The organism is Bradyrhizobium canariense (assembly GCF_018130465.1).
Classification (GTDB): domain Bacteria; phylum Pseudomonadota; class Alphaproteobacteria; order Rhizobiales; family Xanthobacteraceae; genus Bradyrhizobium; species Bradyrhizobium canariense_C.
In genome coordinates this window covers 151,847-170,201 of sequence record NZ_JAFCKJ010000018.1, presented here as the reverse complement: position 1 = coordinate 170,201, position 18,355 = coordinate 151,847, and the positions used below count along the sequence as shown (strand labels likewise).

At 64.4% G+C, this 18,355-nt stretch carries 19 protein-coding genes; 11 read left to right on the top strand and 8 right to left on the bottom strand.

What is annotated here, in order from left to right:
- Positions 1-400: 400 nt before the first annotated feature.
- Positions 401-835, bottom strand: a complete 435-nt coding sequence (locus tag JQ591_RS32930; protein ID WP_007599198.1) for a MarR family winged helix-turn-helix transcriptional regulator — start codon at positions 833-835, stop codon at positions 401-403.
- 178 nt (positions 836-1,013) lie between these two features.
- Between JQ591_RS32930 and JQ591_RS32925 the strand changes: the two genes are divergently transcribed.
- The 7 genes from JQ591_RS32925 (at position 1,014) to JQ591_RS32895 (ending at position 8,505) form a co-directional block, all read left to right on the top strand.
- Positions 1,014-2,201 carry a substrate-binding domain-containing protein gene (locus JQ591_RS32925; protein WP_211400123.1) on the top strand — a complete coding sequence of 396 codons (1,188 nt, stop codon included), beginning with the start codon at positions 1,014-1,016 and terminating at the stop codon, positions 2,199-2,201.
- Between the two features lie 160 nt (positions 2,202-2,361).
- Positions 2,362-3,876: an amidase gene (locus tag JQ591_RS32920; RefSeq protein ID WP_211400122.1), complete on the top strand. Its 1,515-nt coding sequence runs from the start codon at positions 2,362-2,364 to the stop codon at positions 3,874-3,876.
- 36 nt (positions 3,877-3,912) lie between these two features.
- Positions 3,913-4,770: a branched-chain amino acid ABC transporter permease gene (locus JQ591_RS32915; protein ID WP_211400121.1), complete on the top strand. Its 858-nt coding sequence runs from the start codon at positions 3,913-3,915 to the stop codon at positions 4,768-4,770.
- Positions 4,771-4,774: 4 nt separating this feature from the next.
- Complete coding sequence (locus JQ591_RS32910; protein WP_211400120.1) at positions 4,775-5,992, top strand: substrate-binding protein; 1,218 nt, start codon at positions 4,775-4,777, stop codon at positions 5,990-5,992.
- Positions 5,993-5,998: 6 nt separating this feature from the next.
- Positions 5,999-7,096, top strand: coding sequence for a branched-chain amino acid ABC transporter permease (locus JQ591_RS32905; RefSeq protein WP_211400119.1), 1,098 nt, complete (start codon positions 5,999-6,001; stop codon positions 7,094-7,096).
- The gene (locus tag JQ591_RS32900; protein ID WP_211400118.1) at positions 7,083-7,817 is read left to right on the top strand and encodes an ABC transporter ATP-binding protein; all 735 of its coding nucleotides are present in this window, start codon (positions 7,083-7,085) and stop codon (positions 7,815-7,817) included. Before JQ591_RS32905 ends, JQ591_RS32900 begins: the two co-directional genes overlap by 14 nt.
- Positions 7,810-8,505 (top strand): branched-chain amino acid ABC transporter ATP-binding protein, encoded by a 696-nt coding sequence (locus JQ591_RS32895; protein WP_211400117.1) that lies wholly within the window; start codon positions 7,810-7,812, stop codon positions 8,503-8,505. Before JQ591_RS32900 ends, JQ591_RS32895 begins: the two co-directional genes overlap by 8 nt.
- Before the next feature lie 122 nt (positions 8,506-8,627).
- On the opposite strand, the gene JQ591_RS32890 is transcribed toward JQ591_RS32895, so the two are convergent.
- The 6 genes from JQ591_RS32890 to JQ591_RS32865 form a co-directional block, all read right to left on the bottom strand.
- Positions 8,628-9,041: a PIN domain-containing protein gene (locus JQ591_RS32890; RefSeq protein WP_211400116.1), complete on the bottom strand. Its 414-nt coding sequence runs from the start codon at positions 9,039-9,041 to the stop codon at positions 8,628-8,630.
- Entirely contained in the window at positions 9,038-9,268 is a 231-nt protein-coding gene (locus tag JQ591_RS32885) for an AbrB/MazE/SpoVT family DNA-binding domain-containing protein (RefSeq protein WP_211400115.1), read from the bottom strand. Before JQ591_RS32885 ends, JQ591_RS32890 begins: the two co-directional genes overlap by 4 nt.
- A 149-nt stretch (positions 9,269-9,417) precedes the next feature.
- Positions 9,418-10,947 (bottom strand): L,D-transpeptidase family protein, encoded by a 1,530-nt coding sequence (locus JQ591_RS32880; protein WP_249137958.1) that lies wholly within the window; start codon positions 10,945-10,947, stop codon positions 9,418-9,420.
- A 511-nt stretch (positions 10,948-11,458) separates the two neighbouring features.
- A complete protein-coding gene (locus JQ591_RS32875; RefSeq protein WP_211400113.1) occupies positions 11,459-12,421 on the bottom strand; it encodes an acetyl-CoA carboxylase carboxyltransferase subunit alpha in 963 nt (320 codons plus the stop codon).
- Between the two features lie 234 nt (positions 12,422-12,655).
- Complete coding sequence (xerD, locus tag JQ591_RS32870) at positions 12,656-13,639, bottom strand: site-specific tyrosine recombinase XerD (protein WP_211400112.1); 984 nt, start codon at positions 13,637-13,639, stop codon at positions 12,656-12,658.
- 17 nt (positions 13,640-13,656) lie between these two features.
- Positions 13,657-13,803: a histidine kinase gene (locus tag JQ591_RS32865; RefSeq protein WP_211400134.1), complete on the bottom strand. Its 147-nt coding sequence runs from the start codon at positions 13,801-13,803 to the stop codon at positions 13,657-13,659.
- A gap of 183 nt (positions 13,804-13,986) precedes the next feature.
- On the opposite strand from JQ591_RS32865, the gene JQ591_RS32860 reads away from it, so the two are divergent.
- From JQ591_RS32860 to JQ591_RS32850, 3 genes are all read left to right on the top strand, one after another.
- Positions 13,987-14,610, top strand: coding sequence for a shikimate kinase (locus JQ591_RS32860; protein WP_211400111.1), 624 nt, complete (start codon positions 13,987-13,989; stop codon positions 14,608-14,610).
- Positions 14,607-15,755 (top strand): 3-dehydroquinate synthase, encoded by a 1,149-nt coding sequence (gene aroB / locus JQ591_RS32855; protein WP_211400110.1) that lies wholly within the window; start codon positions 14,607-14,609, stop codon positions 15,753-15,755. The genes JQ591_RS32860 and aroB overlap by 4 nt, the downstream gene beginning before the upstream one ends.
- A 92-nt stretch (positions 15,756-15,847) precedes the next feature.
- Positions 15,848-17,152 carry an HlyC/CorC family transporter gene (locus JQ591_RS32850; RefSeq protein WP_211400109.1) on the top strand — a complete coding sequence of 435 codons (1,305 nt, stop codon included), beginning with the start codon at positions 15,848-15,850 and terminating at the stop codon, positions 17,150-17,152.
- Positions 17,153-17,210: 58 nt separating this feature from the next.
- On the opposite strand, the gene JQ591_RS32845 is transcribed toward JQ591_RS32850, so the two are convergent.
- A complete protein-coding gene (locus JQ591_RS32845; RefSeq protein ID WP_433995226.1) occupies positions 17,211-17,486 on the bottom strand; it encodes a BolA family protein in 276 nt (91 codons plus the stop codon).
- A 154-nt stretch (positions 17,487-17,640) separates the two neighbouring features.
- Here JQ591_RS32845 and JQ591_RS32840 point away from each other — a divergent pair, with 154 nt between their 5' ends.
- On the top strand, positions 17,641-18,276 hold the full coding sequence (locus tag JQ591_RS32840) for a J domain-containing protein (RefSeq protein WP_211400107.1): 636 nt from the start codon (positions 17,641-17,643) through the stop codon (positions 18,274-18,276).
- Positions 18,277-18,355: the final 79 nt, after the last annotated feature.

Below are 18,355 nucleotides of genomic sequence, written 5' to 3'. Positions count from 1 at the left end.
GGCTGCAAGCTACTGAAACAATTCCGAGATTTCACTTCCACTACAAGTACAAGCACTGCCACGGGCGGTACGGCTAGTCGCTAAACTCCACTGTCATGCCCCGCGAAAGCGGGGCATCCAGTACGCTGCGGCTTCTCAGTTCAATCACAAACGTCTCGGGATACTGGATCGTCCGGTCAAGCCGGACGATGACGATTGAGCGTGTGGCGCGCGCATTGCTCCACATCGTCGTCCTGGCGAAAGCCAGGACCCATTACCCCAGGGAGACGTGGTAGCGCGAGCTGGTAACCGCGAGTTCTCGCCAAACCCAATCCTGGGGTAATGGGTCCTGGATCAGCGCTTGCTACGCTCGCTTGTGCAGGACGACGGGCCTTGAGAGCGCGAGCCGAAAACGCGCCGCTCAATTCGAGCTGTCGATCAGGCTCTCCAGCAGCCGCTTCAATTCGCTCGTCGATTTGTCGCCGTAGCTTTCGAGGATGTGCTCCTCCTGGTCCACCGCGAGCGAGTTGAGCTTCTTGCTCAGCACCTTGCCGCGATCGGAGATGAACATCAAAACCTTGCGGCGATCGTTCGGGTCCTGCACGCGGTAGACCAGCGTGTCCGAGACCATGCGGTCGATCATCTTGGTCAGCGTCGGATGGTTGAGCAGCACGGCATCCGCGAGCTCGCCCATCGAATGGCCGTTGCCATCCGACAGCACTTTCAGGATGCGCCACTGCTCGACGGGTACGCCTTCCTTGCTCAACCGCAGTTCGAGCTGTCGGTTGATCTCCCGGTTGGCTTGCGCGAGCAAATAGGCGAGGTGTTCGGTGATCGGGGTGTTCGGTTTTGCCACGGCTAAGACTTCGTCTTGACCCAAATGAGTGAATGTCTTGCAATCGATGCTGCATCTATATGCACTTCAATTCTTGAATATTCAATATTTTCAAAATAGGATATTGCCCAACAAAAGGGCGGGTGCCGCGGCCGCCTGCTGAATGAGCTTTCAAGTCTGGTGTCAGACAGGAGTTGGCGTGCGCGCGACGGTAAACTTCCCGGCTCACGGCGGTCCGGCGTTACCGCCGTCCTTGCTGTTCAGGAATCTGTCGTCGTCGGCGGCGGATTTCGACCTGTCGCCGGTTGACGCGCATTTCATGAAGCGCCGCGGCGCACGCAATAGGCTCCGCATCGGGGGCTTCATCTGCTGCACCGGCTCGCCCGGCGTTTGGGGCCCGTGCGCGACAAGCAGCGCGCAGCTCGCGGTCGCCGAGATCAACAAGCGCGGCGGCATCCTCGGACGCGAGATCGAGCTTTCGATCTACGACGCCGGCGGCCCGCTCGACGAGATTCTGAGCCGCGCCGAGCAGGCGATCGCTTCGGATGAGATCGACCTCATCGTCGGGCTGCATACCAGCGCGGTGCGTGTGGCGCTGCGCAAGGTCACCACCCGCCACCGCATCCCCTACATCTACACGCCCGTCTACGAGGGCGGCGAGCAGACGCCGGGTGTCATGGCGATCGGCGAGACGCCGCGCTGGCAGAGCCGCCCGTCGATCCACTGGCTTGCCGACGTCAAGAAGGCGGCGCGCTGGTACCTGATCGGCAGCGATTATGTCTGGCCCTGGCAGTCGCACCGCGCGGTGAAGCGCTACATCAAGGAGGCCGGCGGCCATGTCGTCGGCGAAGAGTTCGTTCCCCTCGGCGAAGACAACCACGAGCCGCATCTGGAGCGCATCCGTGCCGCGAGGCCGGACGTCGTCCTTATCTCGTTGATCGGCACCGACAGCATCACGTTCAATCGCGCGTTCGGCGAATGCGGTCTTGGCGCCACGACACTGCGGCTGGCCGGGGCGATGGACGAGACCGTGCTGCTCGGAATCGGCGCCGACAACAGCGAGAATCTGTTCTGCGCCTCCGGCTATTTCCCCGGCATCGGATCGCGGGCCAACGACGACTTCCAGAGCCGCTATCGTGCGATGTTCGGACCGAACGGCCCCCCGATCGGCTCGCTCGGTCAATCCAGCTATGAGGGACTGCGCTTCCTCGAAGCCGTGGCGAACAAGGCGGGCACGTTGGCGATGGGGCCCATGCTCGCGGCCGGCCGCAACATCGTCTATGGCGGCGCGCGTGGCCCCGTCACCGTCAGGAACGGTCACACCCGGATGCAAATGTATCTCGCCGGGGCAGATGGCCTCGACTTCAAGCTGATCAAGCCGGTCTGATGCCGGCGCGGCAATCCGCAAACGCCCGAATCCAAAATAATACTTGAAAAGGAAAATATTTCCGTCTGTAATATCGACGTGAAGCCGACTGGCCCGCGCCGTGCAAGCGCGCCCATGAGGCTCCGATGCCAGGGAACAAGAAGCCTTTGAGGAGAGCGCCGTGACAGTTGTCCTTCCCACGCCAGCCCAACTTCGCAGCGTCGCCGAGCAGTGCGGCCTCGCGCTGACCGATGACGATGTCGCCTCGTTCCGCGGCCTGATGCAGGGCTCGATCGAAGCCTACAATCTCGTCGGAGCCATGCCGGACGAGGTGCCGGAGGTCAAATATCCGCGCACGCCGGGCTATCGGCCTTCGCCGGAAGAGAACCCGCGCAACGCCTGGTATCGCAAGTCGACCGTGAAGGGTGCGGCGAGCGGCAAGCTCAAGGGCAAGACGGTCGCTCTGAAAGACAACATCATGCTTGCCGGCGTTCCCATGATGAACGGTTCGGCGACGCTCGAAGGCTACGTCCCCGATTTCGACGCCACCATCGTCACGCGCATGCTCGATGCCGGCGCCGAGATCGCCGGAAAAGTTCATTGCGAATCCTTCTGCATGTCCGGCGGCAGCCACACCAATGCAGTCGGCGCCGTCCACAATCCGCACAAGATGGGCTATTCGGCCGGCGGCTCGTCGTCAGGCAGCGGCGTTGTCGTCGCGCTCGGCGAGGTCGACATGGCGATCGGCGGCGACCAGGGCGGCTCGATCCGCATGCCGTCCTCGTTCTGCGGCACCTATGGCATGAAGCCGACCTGGGGCCTCGTGCCCTACACCGGCATCATGCCGATCGAGATCTTCGTCGACCACACCGGCCCGATGACGGCGACCGTCGCCGACAACGCGCTGTTGCTGGAGGTGCTGGCCGGCGACGACGGCTACGATCCCCGCATCAAGGCGCCCAAGGTCGAGGAGTACACCAAGGCGCTCGGCCAGGGCGTGAAAGGCATGAAGATCGGCATCCTCAAGGAGGGCTTTGAGCAGGCGACCGCGGAGGCCGCGGTGAACGAAAGCGTCCGCGAGGCGGCAAAGCGTTTCAAGGATCTCGGCGCCACCGTCGAGACCGTCTCGATCCCGATGCATCTGATGGGCCCCGCGATCTGGACGCCAATCGGCACCGAGGGCATGACCCAGACCATGATGTATGGCGACGGCTATGGCCTGTCCCGCTCCGATCTCTACTCGACCACGCTGATGGATTTCCACCGCGGCTGGCGCCGGCAGGCGGATTCGCTGTCCGAGACCACAAAGCTGTTCCTGCTGCTCGGCACCTACATCAACAACAATTTCGGTCCCCGCTATTACGGCAAGGCGCTCAACATCTCCCGCCGCCTGACCGCGGCCTATGACAAGGCCTTCAAGGACTACGACCTGCTGCTGCTTCCGACCACGCCGATGAAGGCGACGAAGCTGCCGGAGCCCACCGCGAGCCGCGAGGATTATGTCGCCCGCGCGCTGGAGATGATCTCCAACACCGCGCCGTTCGACATCACCCATCATCCCGCGATGTCGCTGCCCTGCGGCATGGTCGACGGCCTGCCCGTCGGCCTGATGCTGGTCGGCCGCATGTTCGAGGAATCCACCATCTACCGCGCCGCCCACGCCTTCGAGCAGATCGGCGACTGGAAGAAGATGTGAGCGAGGCATTGATGCAGACGGACGGAACACCATCATATGGCTAACGCGTTCGTCGCGGCGTTCGAGATCCTGAGCTTTGGCGCGATCATCGTCCTGATCGTGCTGGGGCTCGGCATCATCGCCAGCATGATGGGCATCTTCAACTTCGCGCAAGGCGAGTTCGTCCTGCTCGGGGCCTACATCACCTATCTCGCCTACGCCAAGGGCCTGCCGATCTGGGCCGGCATGGTCGCCGCGCCCTTCGCCGTCGGCGCACTCGGCTTCGTGCTGGAGGCGCTGATCATCCGACGCTTCTACGCAGCACCCATCGTCGCCATGCTCGGCACCTATGCGCTCGGCCTGATCATCCGCGAATCCGTGCGCGGCCTGATCGGCGGCTTCTATCTCACCGTGCCGGAGCCGATCGGCGGCTCGATCGACATCGGCGCCATGCACATCTCGGCCTGGCGCTTCACCATCATCGTCATCACGGCGCTGGTGATGGGCGGCTGCTATCTGCTGCTGGCGCGCACCAGCTTCGGCCTGCGCGTGCGCGCCACGCTGGAGAATCCGTCGCTGGCGCGCTCCTCCGGAATCTCCACGCCGCTGATCTACGGCGCCACCTTTGCGTTCGGCGCGGCGCTTGCCGGCCTTGCCGGCGCGCTGATCGTGCCGGTGTTCAGCCTGTTCGCCGATCTCGGCCTCCGCTTCCTGATCCAGGGCTTTGTCGCGGTCATGGTCGGCGGCGTCGGCTCCTTCATCGGGCCGGTCGCGGGCGCCGGCGTCATCGGCACACTCAGTGCCGCGCTGCCCTGGGTGATGGCGCCCGTCGTGGCCGATGTCCTCGTCTTCGTTCTCGCCATCGTCTTCATCAAATTCCGCCCGCAGGGCCTCATCGCTGGAAAAGGGATTTAGTCGCATGTCCGATCGTACTCAGCTCTCCCGTCGCCGTTTCCTTTCCAATTTCGCCTTTGCCGCCGGCGCGGTCGCAACCGGCGTTGGCAGCTGGGTGATCCCGGCGCCCTGGGCCAATGCGGCCGAAGCCCCGATCAAGGTCGGGATCGCCACCGACCTCACCGGGCCGATCGCCTACGCCGGCAATGCCGACGCCAACGTCGCGAAGATGGTGATCAAGGAGATCAACGCCGGCGGCGGTCTGCTCGGCCGCCCGCTCGAGCTCTATATCGAGGACACCGCCTCGAACGAATCCGTCGCGGTGGGCAACGTCCGCAAGCTGATCCAGCGCGACAAGGTCGACATGGTGCTTGGCGGCATCACCTCGTCGATGCGCAACGCGATCAAGGACCCGATCGTCGCGCGCGGCAAGACGCTCTACATCTATCCGCAGCTCTACGAAGGCAAGGAGTGCACGCCCTATCTGTTCTGCACCGGGCCGACGCCGGCGCAGCAGTGCGACGACTTCATTCCCTGGCTGATCAAGAACGGGGGCAAGAAATTCGCGCTGCCGAGCGCCAACTACGTCTGGCCGCACACGCTCAACGTCTACGCCCGCAAGGTGATCGAGGCCAACGGCGGCGAGGTCGTGTTCGAGGAATACTATCCGCTCGACCAGGTCGACTTCTCCTCGACCGTCAACCGCATCATCTCCAACAAGGTCGACGTCGTCTTCAACACCGTCATCCCGCCGGGCGTCGGTCCGTTCTTCAAGCAGCTCTATGAAGCCGGCTTCCTCAAGAACGGCGGCCGCCTCGCCTGCGTCTACTATGACGAGAACACGCTCAACATCAACCAGGCGGCCGAGATCGAGGGTCTCGCCAGCTGTCTCGATTATTTCAAGGTGCTGACCAAGGAGAACCCGTTCGACGCAAAAATCCAGGCGGCCTACGAGAAGGATTTTCCGGGCAACTTCCTGTTCGCCGCCGGTAGTGCCGCCACCGGCACCTATCGCGGCCTGAAGCTGTGGGAGGCCGCCGTCAAGGAAGCCGGCAAGATCGACCGCGAATCGGTCGCCGCGACGCTCGACCATGCCAAGATCGCCGAAGGTCCGGGCGGGCCGGCCGAAATGGTGCCGGGCAAGCGGCACTGCAAGATGAAGATGTACACCGCGGTCGCCAAGGGCGGGAACTACGAGATCGTCGGACGCAGCGACGGGCTCGTCGATCCCAAGGAATGCTGAGGCGGAATGCCGAAGTCGATGAGTGTGGTAAGAGAGGCCATCGCCGGCGACGAAGCGGACGATGGGATGGCTGAGCGCGCGGTAGCGGAACAGGTCGCGGCAGGACGAAAAGTCCTGCCGATCGTGGAGGCCGTCGTGCTCGTCGCGGCGCTGGTCGCGCCGCTGGTGCTGCAGGACTACCTCACGGTGTTCGCGACGCGCGTGATCATCCTCGCGCTGTTCGCGCTGTCGTTCGACCTGGTGTGGGGCTATGCCGGCATCATGAGCTTTGGCCAGGCGCTGTTTTTTGGCTCAGCCGGGTACGGTGTGGCACTGCTCGCGCGCGACCTCGACATCACCAACATCCTGCTGGTGCTGCCCGCGGGCACGCTGATCGGCCTCACCTTCGCGCTGCTGCTCGGCGGCTTCCTGCTGCTGGGACGGCATCCCTCCAGCGTGATCTTCGTCTCTCTGGGCACGCTGACCGGTTCCTACGCGGCCGACCGGCTCGCGCGCGGCTGGTACTATCTCGGTGGCCAGAACGGCATCCCCTCGATCGCGCCGATGACGCTCGGTGCCTACGAGTTCTCGGAAGGGCCGCCGTTCTATTATCTCGCGCTCGGCATTCTGGTCGTGGTCTATCTCCTTTGCCGCTTTCTCGTGCGCTCGCAGTTCGGGTTGGCGCTCGCGGGATTGCGCGAGAACGAGCAGCGCATCGCCTTCTTCGGCTACAAGGCGCAGCACCTGAAGGCGATCATCTTCGCGATCGGCGGCGCGGTGGCGGGTCTTGCCGGCAGCCTTTACGCCTTCCACGAGGGTTTCGTCTGGCCCAACATGGTCGGCGTCGTGGTCTCGACGCAAGTCGTGCTCTACGTCCTGTTCGGCGGTTCCGGCACGCTGATCGGCGCCGTCATCGGCGCTGTCATCGTCGAGGGCGTCAGTTTCTGGCTCTCGGACAATTACCGCGAGGTCTGGCCGATCATCCTTGGTGTGCTGCTGCTGCTCGTGATCCTGTTCCGGCCGCTCGGTCTGATCAGTTTCGTGCTCGGCGAGCGCGAGCGGGTCGGCAGCTTTGGTGGCAAGTCCAGGGAGACCGGAAAGGAGAAGCGCGATGCCGCTCCTTGAAGCCACCGGCGTCAGAAAAATCTTCGGCAAGCTCACCGCGCTCGATGGCGCCGCGCTGACCGTCGGCGAGAACGAGTTTCACGGCCTGATCGGCCCGAACGGCTCCGGCAAGAGCACGCTGATGAAGTGCATTGCCGGCGCCGAAGTGCCCACCCAAGGCAAGGTGAGTTTCGTCAACACCGACATCACCGCGTTCACGCCGACCGAGCGTGCCCGCGCCGGCATGAGCCTGAAATTCCAGATCACGTCGGTGCTGCCGTCGCTGACGCTCTACGACAACATCCTGCTCGCGCTACAGGCGCAGTCCTCGCTGTTCGATCTGGTGTTCTCGCGCACCCGCGGGCTCCTGCATGACCAGGTCATGACCATGCTGACGCAATTTCGCCTTGCCGACCGCGCTTTCGACGCGGCGGCGGCGCTATCGCACGGCCAGCAGCAATGGCTGGAGATCGCGATGGCGCTTGCCGGCAAGCCGAAACTTCTGCTGCTGGACGAGCCGACCGGCGGCATGAGCCTGGAGGAGCGCCGCGTCACCGGCGAATTGCTTCAGCCGATCAAGAAACATTGCTCGCTCGTCATCGTCGAGCACGACCTCGATTTCATTCGCGACATCTGTGATCGTTTGACCGTGCTCGACCAGGGCAAGGTGCTGGCGTCCGGCACGGTGTCCGAGATCCAGGCCAACAAGGCCGTCCAGGAGATCTATTTGCGCCGTGCCTGAATTTTTGGACATCAAGCATCTCGACGCCGGCTATGGCCGCAGCCAGGTCCTGTTCGACGTCAACCTCGGCATTCCCTGGCGTGGCGGTGTCGCCGTGCTGGGCCGCAACGGCGCCGGCAAGACCACGCTGATGAAGACCATCGTCGGCGAGCTGCCGGCGTGGAAGGGCGAGGTCGCCTTCGACGGCCGCGACATCAGCCGCCGCGCGACCCAGGAGCGCGTGCGCGCCGGCATCGGCTATGTGCCGCAGGAGCATTCGGTGTTCGCGCGCCTGTCGGTGCGCGACAATCTCGCGGTCGGCTCGCTCGCGAGCAGGAAGGCCGACGCGATCGACCACGTGCTGACCATCTTCCCAAAGCTCGGCCAGCGCCTCGACCAGCCCGCCGGCACGCTTTCCGGCGGCGAGCGCAAGATGCTCGCCATCGGCCGCGCGATGCTGGGCGATCCGAAGCTGCTCTTGCTCGACGAGCCGACCGAAGGCGTCTGGATCGGCGTGATCGAGGAGATCACCGAGCGCCTGATCGAACTCGCGAAAACCATCGCCGTCATCATCGTCGAGCAGCACCTCGACCTTGCGCTCCGCGTCGCCGATTACGCCTACGTGCTCGACCGCGGGCGCGTCGCGCTGCAGGGGCAGGCCGGCGAGGTGAGGGGGAATCCGGAGCTGCTGCGGTATCTGGCGCCGTAAGGCGCGGCGCACCGTACCAGTCCCGTCATCGTGAGGCGCTCGAGTAGCGAGCCTCGAAGGATGTACGGCCGAGCTGTCAGCGGGGCCGTCGCCCTTCGAGGGCCGCTGCAGAAGCGGCCACCTCAGGGTGCCGACGAAGTGCTTCCGAAAAATGGATTGACGATGGACAGCCCACCGATGCTGCGGCCGTGCTGCATGTCCTCGCTATATAGGGTCTCGCAGCCAGCCTCGATTGCGGCCGCTACGATCAGAGCATCGTAGAAGGCAAGCGTATGGTCGCGCGCAAGCGCAAGCGCCGTAGCGTGCGTGTCGGCGGTGAGCGGTGTGATATCCGGAAACCGAAATCGGATAGCTTGCACCGCTGCCTCGATAACGGACCAGTCCTGTCTCTGCTTCTTGCGCAGTACGTTGGTGAACTCGTTCAGCACCTGCGCACTGATGACGCCGCCGCCAGCAATTGTAGTCAGCGCGCGCTCGCGTCGGATGTCGGCCGAAAAGGCATAGACCAAGATGTTGCTGTCGAAGAACGAGCTCATCTCTCGTTTGCTTCGTCGCGGTCGAATTTGTAACCCTCGGGCAGGGGAATCCGGAACTGCTCGGCTTGCTTGAGAAATTCCGCTCGTCTGTCGACCTTCTCTACCGCGATCTGGCCTGTCGAAGCCTCTACGACGTTGAGCTCGTCACCGGGTGAGAGGTTCAAGGCCTCAACGAGTGCTTTAGGCAGGCGGACTGCGAGGCTGTTACCCCATTTGGAGACCAGCATGGAATGCTCCATGATATACAAGATCATTGTATATCATGGAGCGGATATCATCGCAATTCAAGGGCGTTCGGGTCTTGGAATGCCGCTGATCATCCGGGACGGCCGTCACCTTGGTAAGAATCGGGAAAGGGCGAAAGGTGCCCGCCCGCTTACTTCACCGCCCCAAACCGGCTGTCGAACGAGTTCGACGACACCACCGGCGCGGCGCCCATGATCTGCGTTGCTTCACCCGCGCCATCCGACACCGACGGCTTCAGCGTCGGGCGGGTCGCGGCGAGGCGGGTGTCGGGTTTCACCGGCTCGACGGGCTTGGCGGCCACCGTCGGCTTCGGCGCGTCCTTGGATGTGTCGCGACCCGGCACGAACCGGGTCACCGCGGCCTTCAGCCTCGATGCTGCGGTCGGCGGCGTCGTGGTCGTCGCGGCCGGGGCGACAGATGCCGTGGCCTGCGGCGGAGGCGCGGTCGCCGTGGTGTCAGCGTTGCCCATGCCCATCTTGCGGCCGAGATTCGAGAAGAAGCCGGACTTCTCGGCCGGAGCTGCGGTGGCGACGCGGGCGCTGGCGGCGGGCGCGCTGACGGCGACGACCGGCTCTTCCTGCGGCGAGGGCGCGGCTGCATCGAGATTCGGCTTCGGCGGATTGACGTGTCCGGGGATCGTGCCCGGCGCCTTCGCCATCGCCAGCATCTGCAAGGTCGTGCCTTCGGCACCCTCGGACAGACCTGTCGAGCCTTCCGGAATCTTCGCGGCAAAGATCTTGTTCATGCCGCCGTCGATGCCGGTATTCATGCGCGCAACGGGCGTGCCGCGCGAAACCAGCTTGTTGTACTCGGCCTGGTCGCGCTGGTCCTTCTCGCGCACGGCGCTGACGATGTCCTCGGGGATCACATAGGCGGGGCACTTTGCCGAGGCGTCGAACACCGGATCGCGCTTGGCGTCGGGCGCCTTCGTTGCGTCGAAGACGTACTTCTTCTCGCAGAAATCGACCTTCGGCTCCTGCCGCGTCACCTCGAAATGATCATAGCCTTCCTTGATCATCTTCCAGAACGGCATGTTCGGATTGTTCCGGTGCTTGGCCATGTTCACCGGCGTCATCTTGAACGGGTAGGCCTGCAGCTGGAACGCCTTCTGGCCGCCGAAGAACGACTCGCGCCCGAGCGAATAGATCTCGGCGATCTGCTCGTCCGTCATCGCGTAGCAGCCGCGCGACGAACAATCGCCATGCACCATCAGCTGCGAGCCGCTGCGGCCCAGAGCCTTGTCGAACGCGTTCGGATAGCCCGTGTTGAACGACAAATAGTATGCCGACTGCGGATTCATCTGGCTCGGATTGATCGAGTAGAATCCCTCCGGCGCCTGGCGGTCGCCTTCGCGCACCTTCGGGCCGAGGTCGCCCGACCAGCGACAGATCGGATAGGTCTTGAGCAGAGCGAACTGGCCGTTGCGGGTCTGCTTCCAGACCTCGAGCTCGGCCTCCTGCTTGAACAGGCGCACCAGGATCGGCGATTGCAGATCCATGTTCTTCTCGACCATCGCGGCGAGAAGTTTTGGCGGGACCGGCTGGTTGGCCTTGGCATTGGTCGCAAGCGAAACCTGGTCGGTGTCGCAGCCGGCCAGCACAAAGCTGGCGGCAAGCGCCACCGAAACCAAAAACGCGCGAGCAAGCGAACGAGAAATCAAGATGGACCCCACACCGTCCAGGGCATCGCGCGCAAACCCCAATCTTGAAGCATGATCCGACCGGAGACCCGGACCCGTCGCGACGGGCTTTTTCAAATCACGCTCCAGCGCTTATGCCCTGAAGCCATTGATTAAAATTCTAACCTCTGGGGCATGTGGTCGCAACCCGAGCGGGGATCACGAGCCCGTTGGCCCAAAGGTGTGGTCAACGAAGACTTAAACTGGGCCGTAACTTGGGCCTCGCGGCCAAACCAGTACTGAGATCGCCGATTTGGGCAAAAAAAGGGTTAACGCTGGGTTACCGGGGGCATACGGGGCGGTTTGGCCGGGCCTCAAGTTCAGTGTCGTCCTGGCGAAAGCCAGGACCCATTACCCCGGTGCGCAATTTGGCGAAGATCCGCGGTCTGGTACTCCCATCGTCTCCAATCGAGAGATTCCGCGGTATGGGTCCTGGCTTTCGCCAGGACGACGGCGGAGGGTGACGCGTCCGACGGGCCCTAAACCGGCCGAATCAGCCCAGTTTCCGACCGATATCGAGGAATTTCTGCCGCCGCTGCTTGCGGACGGCGTCGCCGTCGAGGCCGCGCAGCTCGTCAAAGGCCTTGGCGATGGCGTCGCCCGTGGTGGCGATCATGGCGGCGGGGTCGCGATGGGCGCCGCCGACCGGCTCCTTCAGGATGCTGTCGATCACGCCGAAGCGGAGCATGTCCTGCGCGGTGATCTTCATGTTGTTGGCGGCTTCCTGCGCCTTGGAGCCGTCGCGCCAGAGGATCGAGGAGGCGGCCTCGGGCGAGATCACGCTGTAGATCGCGTGCTCCAGCATCAGGACCTTGTTGGCGGTGGTGATGGCGATGGCGCCGCCCGACATGCCCTCGCCGGTGATGATGGCGACGTTCGGCACGGTCAGCGCCATGCAGGCATCGGTCGAGCGCGCGATCGCCTCGGCCTGGCCGCGCTCTTCCGCGCCGATGCCGGGATAGGCGCCGGCGGAATCGGCGAGCGACAGCACCGGCAGGCCGAACCGCTCCGCCATCTCCATCAGCCGCACGCATTTGCGATAGCCCTCGGGCCGCGCCATGCCGAAATTATGCTTGATGCGGCTCTCGGTGGAATCGCCCTTTTCCTGGCCCATCACGCAGATGGCCTCGCCGCGGAAGCGGCCGAAGCCGGCCACCAGTGCCTCGTCCTCGCCGAACTTGCGGTCGCCGGCGAGCGGGGTGAATTCGGTGATCAGGCCCTTGATGAAGTCGTTGAAATGCGGCCGCTGCGGATGCCGCGCGACCAGCGTCTTCTGCCACGGCGTCAGGTTCTGATAGAGGTCGGCCAGCGCCTGCGCCGCCTTGTCCTCGATCCGCCCGATCTCCTCGGCGATGTCGCTGCCGGAGGCCGCAAGCGTCCGCAATTCGTCGAGCTTGGAATCGAGCTCGGCGACGGGCTTTTCGAAATCGAGATAGCTGCGCATCTGGTCTGGCATCAACTCAATATAGGGAGGACGGGGCGAAGCGGCGAAGCGGATTCGATGTCGCGGAAAGAAGTGTAGATTTGTCAATGAGTTGGCTTATGCGCTCGCAAGGAGCACAGGCCAAATCAAACGTGAGGCCACGGCTCTTTCTGCGGAGATGTGGCCGAAGTCAAGGCGGTTTCATCGTCATCCCGGCTGGCTCTCGTGTCCCGGACGCGCTGCTGCGCAGAGCCGGGGCCCGGAGCCCTACTTCTCCGCCAGCGGGTGCAGGTCGCGGACCAGGCTCTTCAGCCGCTCCTCGACCACGTGGGTGTAGATCTGGGTCGTCGAGATGTCGGTGTGGCCGAGCAGCGTCTGCACGATGCGCAAATCGGCACCGTTGTGAAGCAGGTGGCTGGCGAAGGCGTGGCGCAGCACGTGTGGGGAGACCAGCCGGGCCTGGAGGCCCGAAGCCACCGCGAGCTCCTTCAAGTCGCGGGCAAAATGCTGCCGCGTCAGATGCCCGCTCTCGCCGAACGAGGGGAACAACCATTTCGAGGCCGCCACGCTGCTCTTCTTGTCCGTCTTGTTGTTTTCCTTGGCGGCCTCCGTCGCCGCGAGATAATCGGCCATCGCCTGGCGCGAGGCCTCGTTGAGCGGCACCAGCCGTTCCTTGTTGCCCTTGCCGCGCACCACGATCATGCGGGCGTCGCGCTTCGCGGCCGTGCGCGGCAGCGCCACTAGCTCGGAGACGCGCAGGCCGGTGGCGTAGAGCACTTCGAGCAGGCAATAGAGTCTCAGGGCGCGCAGCCGTTTCGAGGGCGAGGCCTCCTCCGCCTCGCTCAATTCCTTGGCGCGGCGGAGCATGCGGTCGACATCCGCGATCGACAGCACCTTCGGCAGGCCGCGGCCGCGCTTGGGGCCGGACAGGATCGCCGCGGGATCGTCGGTTCTGATCCGTTCGTTCAGGAGGAAGCGATAGAGATGCCGCATCGCCGACAGCCGTCGCGCGACGCTGGTGGACTTGAAGCCGCGCGTGTCGAGATCGGCGAGATAGTCGCGCAGGGTCTGTGTCGCCGCGTCCGCGAATGCATGGCCGCCGCGGCCGAGAAACTCGGAGAAGTCGGTGAGGTCGCGGCGGTAGGCATCAAGCGTATTGGGGCCGGCGCCCTGTTCCGCCGCGAGCATGTCGAGGAACAGGCCGGTGAGCTTGGCGTCTGAGGGCTTGTTGGCGGAAGATCTGGCACGCATGCCCGGCAGCCTAGCTCCTATTTCTTGAGAAATTTGTCCGGCGGGATCGTCACCGTCATTTCCCGCGACTTGGGATTGACGAAGTTCGCCAGCGCGAAGACCACGCCATAGACGATGCCGGCGATCACGGCGACGACCGTCAGGAAGCGGAACAGGCTGGGCATCGGCAGGATCTCGGAGAGGGTCTCGGTCAGGGGCTTGGCGGGCAAATTAACCAATGAAATCATCCAACACGTTCGCCGTTTCGTGGCAAGAGTCCTCTGGCGAGGGCCCCTGCGGGGTCGTATAGGTGGCCAAAGGATGCCGCCTTGGCGGCAGATCGAGCGAGACCCATTCGAGCGAGACAAATGTCCGACGCCGCGTTGCCGATCCAAGCTTCGCCCGAGGCCGACATCCTGTCGGCGCTCGGGACGCGCTCGATCGTGCTCGTCGGCATGATGGGGGTGGGCAAATCCACCATCGGCCGCCGCATGGCGACCCGGCTCAAGCTGCCCTTCGTCGATGCCGACACCGAGATCGAGGCGGCGGCCGGCATGACCATACCGGAAATCTTCGAGCGCCACGGCGAGCCGCATTTTCGCGACGGCGAGGCCCGCGTGATCGCGCGTCTGCTCGACGGCGGTCCCATCGTGCTGGCGACCGGCGGCGGCGCCTTCATGCGCGAGGAGACGCGGGGCCGCATCGCGGCGAAGGCGATCTCGATCTGGCTCAAGGCCGACCATGATGTCATCATGCGTCGCGTGCGCCGGCGTGCCGACCGTCCGCTGCTCCAGACCGCCGATCCCGAGGGAACCGTGACGCGCCTGCTCACCGAGCGCGAGCCGGTCTACGGCAATGCCGACCTCACCATCGCCTCGCGCGACGTGCCGCACGACAAGATCGTCGAGGAGACCATCGAGACGCTGCGCGCGCATCTTTGCCGCGAACAGGCGTCCCCGCCACCAGCCGACGTCGCGAGTGCCGTACGATGACCGCGCCTTTGAAACATTCCGATCCTGTCAATGTGGAGGTCGCGCTCGGCGATCGCGCCTATGACATCGTCATCGGCCGCGGTGTGCTGGCCTCGCTCGGCGAACGGGTCGCGCGTTTACGTCCCGGCGTGCGTACCGCGATCGTGACGGATCGCACCGTCGCGAAATACTGGCTCGAGCCCGCCGAGGCATCGCTCGCCACCGCGGGCATTCCGACGTCGCGCATCGTCGTCGATGAAGGCGAGATCTCCAAGACCTATGCCGGTCTCGAAAAGGTCAGCGAAGCCCTGATCGCCGCGAAAATCGAGCGCAACGATCTCGTCATCGCGCTCGGCGGCGGCGTGGTCGGCGATCTCGCCGGCTTTGCGGCGGCGGTCCTGCGCCGCGGCGTCGACTTCGTGCAGGTGCCGACCTCGCTGCTGGCGCAGGTCGATTCCTCCGTCGGCGGCAAGACCGGCATCAATTCGCCGCAGGGCAAGAATCTGCTCGGCGCTTTCCACCAGCCGGTGCTGGTCATCGCCGACACCGCCGTGCTCGACACGCTGTCGCCGCGGCAATTCCGCGCCGGCTATGCCGAGGTCGCCAAATACGGCGTGCTCGGTGACGAGGCTTTCTTCACCTGGCTCGAGAAGAACCATTCCGACATCTCCAGGGGCGGTTCGGCGCGTGAGCATGCGATCGCGACCTCCTGCCGCGCCAAGGCCGGCGTCGTCTCGCGCGACGAGCGCGAGACCGGCGAGCGCGCGCTGCTCAATCTCGGCCACACTTTTGGTCACGCGCTGGAAGCCGCGACCGGCTTCTCCGACCGCCTGTTCCACGGCGAGGGCGTTTCGATCGGCATGACGCTGGCGGCGCAGCTCTCGGCCCGGCTCGGCATGATCGGCGAAGCGGATGCGACGCGAGTCGAGCGTCACCTCGTCGAGGCCGGCTTGCCGACGCGCTTGCAGGACATCGCGGGCTTCGCGCAGGAGGGGCTTGCCGATGCCGACGCGCTGATGGCGCTGATGGCGCAGGACAAGAAGGTCGAGCGCGGCAAGCTCACCTTCATCCTGCTGGAGGCTGTGGGGCGTGCCGTCATCGCGAAGAACGTCGAACCGGCTCCGGTGCGCGACTTCCTGAAGGACAAGCTCGCCCACAAGGCGTGACACGCGGCTGAACGGCGCTAGAGCGTTTTCGAGCGAAGTGGGTACCGGTTCGCGTCTGGAAAACGCGTCAAAACAAGAAACCAGAGTGGTTCATGGATTGGCTCGGATTCACCATCGTCATTCTCTGCCTGCTCGTCTCCGGCTTTTTCGCCGCGAGCGAGACCGCGCTGACCGGCGCCTCGCGCGCCAGCATGCTGCGGCTCTCCAAGCAGGGTAATCGCGACGCCGACGTGGTCTCGCAGCTGCTCGACATGCGCGAGCGCCTGATCGGCGCGCTGCTGCTCGGCAACAACATCGCCAATATCAGTGCATCCGCACTGGCCACCAGCATCTTCACCGCCTGGTTCGGCGACGTCGGCGTGCTCTACGCCACCGGCCTGATGACCGCGCTGGTCGTGATCTTCGCCGAGGTGCTGCCCAAGACCATCGCGATCAACGCGCCCGACCGCATGGCGCTCGCGGTGGCGCGCCCGATGCGGCTGACGATGTACGTGCTGGGGCCGCTGCTGCGGATCGTGGAAGTCATCGTGCGGCTGTTGATGCGCCTGTTTGGCCTTGCCGGCGAGCACCAGGCGATCCTGTCGCCGACCGAGCGCCTCCGCGGAGCGGTCGACCTGCTGCATCATGAAGGCAAGTTCGAGAAGCAGGACCGCGACATGCTCGGCGGGCTGCTCGATCTGCGCGAGCTCCAGGTCTCCGACGTCATGATCCATCGCACCGAGATGACGATGATCAACGCCGACCTGCCGCCGGAGGATCTGGTGCGCGAGGTGCTGGCGGCCGAATACACCCGCATCCCGCTGTGGCGCGAGAAGCCGGAAAACATCATCGGCGTGCTCCACGCCAAGGATTTGCTGCGCGCGATCCGCGCGGCCGACGGCGAGACCTCGCGCATCGACGTCTCCACCATCGCGCTGCCGCCCTGGTTCGTGCCGGAGATGCGGCCCGTCTCCGAGCAGCTCAAGGCGTTCCGGCGCCGCAAGACCCATTTCGCGCTGGTCGTCGACGAGTACGGCGAAGTTGAAGGTCTCGTGACGCTGGAAGACATTCTGGAAGAGATCGTCGGCGACATCTCCGACGAGCATGACGTCGTGGTCGCGGGCGTGCGCGCCCAGCCGGACGGCTCGGTCGTCGTCGACGGCTCGGTGCCGATCCGCGACCTCAACCGCGCCATGGACTGGCACCTGCCCGACGAAGAGGCAACGACGGTCGCCGGCCTCGTCATTCACGAAGCGCGCTCGATCCCCGACCGCGGCCAGAGTTTCACCTTTCACGGCTTCCGCTTCCGCGTCCTCCGCCGCGAGCGCAACCGCATCACCGCGCTCCGTATTTCACCGGTGCCGCGCGAGACGGAAATGGAGGAAGCCAAGCGGAGGCGGGCCGGGACGTCGTTTTGATTCGCTCAGGAAATAGTCATCGCCCGCCTTCGCGAGGCAGGACAGCCGATTTGGCGAGCTAGCTCCCGCCTTCCCCCGGCGCTTGCGCGTGGATCGCCAGCGCGTGCACGCTGCCGGAGAGTTCCGCGGCCAGCGCCGAATTTATCATGCGGTGGCGATCGACCCGGCTCTTCCCTTTGAAGGCCTGAGACACGATATAAACGCGGAAGTGCGTCTCGCCGCTCGGCCGATGGCCGGCGTGGCCCTCGTGCAAATGTGACTCGTCGACGACTTGCAGGCTTTCCGGCGTGAAAGCTTCCTGCAACTTGTTGCTGATAGTGTCTCTGATGGCCATCTGGGTCATTACGGTGCGAGATCGCTCTCCGTTATTTGCATAGGCCGCCTCTGGCGACCGTTCAAGGATGCCTCAGCATAGCTTCGGCTATGCTTTCCAGCTAATTGCAATGTCAAGACTTGAAGGTTTTTGCATTGCGTAGTCAAAGTCAGTCATGCCGATCGATTCATCAAAGTTCTTCGACTCCATCCGGGTCAAGCCGAAAGGCAAGCAACCGGAAGTGAAACCGCGCGACGCCGCGGTCAACTGCGAATGGACCGGGTGTCAGAACAAGGGCGCCCATCGTGCGCCCAAGGGTCGCGACAACCAGCGTGAGTACTGGCACTTCTGCCTGAATCACGTGCGCGAGTACAACCAGAACTACAATTTCTTCTCCGGCATGAATGCCGACGCCGTCGCGCGCTATCAGAAAGATGCGCTGACCGGCCATCGTCCGACCTGGAAGATGGGCGCCAACGGCGGCGTCAAGAAGGGCGCGGAGGCCGAGATCGACAGCGCCTTCGATCCGTTCAGCATGTTCCAGGAGCTCAACGGCCGCACCGGCTGGCGCGCCGGCCCGCAGGCCGCGCCGAAGGCCGAGACGCGCAAGATCATGAACGCCGAGCGCAAGGCGCTCCAGGTGATGGGCCTCGGCCCCGACTCTACGCTCGCCGACGTCAAGTCCAAGTACAAGGCGCTGGTGAAGCAGCACCACCCCGACGCCAACGGTGGCGACCGCTCCACCGAGGATCGCCTGATCGAGATCATCAAGGCGTATAATTATCTGAAGACCGTGGTGCGCGAGGCCTGAGCTTCGCACCTTCTTTCTCCTTCTCCCCTTGTGGGAGTATCGTAGGGTGGGCAAAGCGAAGCGTGCCCACCGCTTCTGT

Bases quoted from the DNA above. Each gene is read 5' to 3' on its own strand.
- JQ591_RS32915 (WP_211400121.1), top strand. From the start codon at position 3,913: ATGGCTAACGCGTTCGTCGCGGCGTTCGAGATCCTGAGCTTTGGCGCG.
- JQ591_RS32910 (WP_211400120.1), top strand. From the start codon at position 4,775: ATGTCCGATCGTACTCAGCTCTCCCGTCGCCGTTTCCTTTCCAATTTC.
- JQ591_RS32905 (WP_211400119.1), top strand. From the start codon at position 5,999: ATGCCGAAGTCGATGAGTGTGGTAAGAGAGGCCATCGCCGGCGACGAA.
- JQ591_RS32900 (WP_211400118.1), top strand. From the start codon at position 7,083: ATGCCGCTCCTTGAAGCCACCGGCGTCAGAAAAATCTTCGGCAAGCTC.
- JQ591_RS32890 (WP_211400116.1), bottom strand. From the start codon at position 9,041: ATGAGCTCGTTCTTCGACAGCAACATCTTGGTCTATGCCTTTTCGGCC.
- JQ591_RS32885 (WP_211400115.1), bottom strand. From the start codon at position 9,268: ATGCTGGTCTCCAAATGGGGTAACAGCCTCGCAGTCCGCCTGCCTAAA.
- JQ591_RS32875 (WP_211400113.1), bottom strand. From the start codon at position 12,421: ATGCCAGACCAGATGCGCAGCTATCTCGATTTCGAAAAGCCCGTCGCC.
- xerD (WP_211400112.1), bottom strand. From the start codon at position 13,639: ATGCGTGCCAGATCTTCCGCCAACAAGCCCTCAGACGCCAAGCTCACC.
- JQ591_RS32865 (WP_211400134.1), bottom strand. From the start codon at position 13,803: ATGCCCAGCCTGTTCCGCTTCCTGACGGTCGTCGCCGTGATCGCCGGC.
- JQ591_RS32860 (WP_211400111.1), top strand. From the start codon at position 13,987: ATGTCCGACGCCGCGTTGCCGATCCAAGCTTCGCCCGAGGCCGACATC.
- aroB (WP_211400110.1), top strand. From the start codon at position 14,607: ATGACCGCGCCTTTGAAACATTCCGATCCTGTCAATGTGGAGGTCGCG.
- JQ591_RS32850 (WP_211400109.1), top strand. From the start codon at position 15,848: ATGGATTGGCTCGGATTCACCATCGTCATTCTCTGCCTGCTCGTCTCC.
- JQ591_RS32845 (WP_433995226.1), bottom strand. From the start codon at position 17,486: ATGGCCATCAGAGACACTATCAGCAACAAGTTGCAGGAAGCTTTCACG.
- JQ591_RS32840 (WP_211400107.1), top strand. From the start codon at position 17,641: ATGCCGATCGATTCATCAAAGTTCTTCGACTCCATCCGGGTCAAGCCG.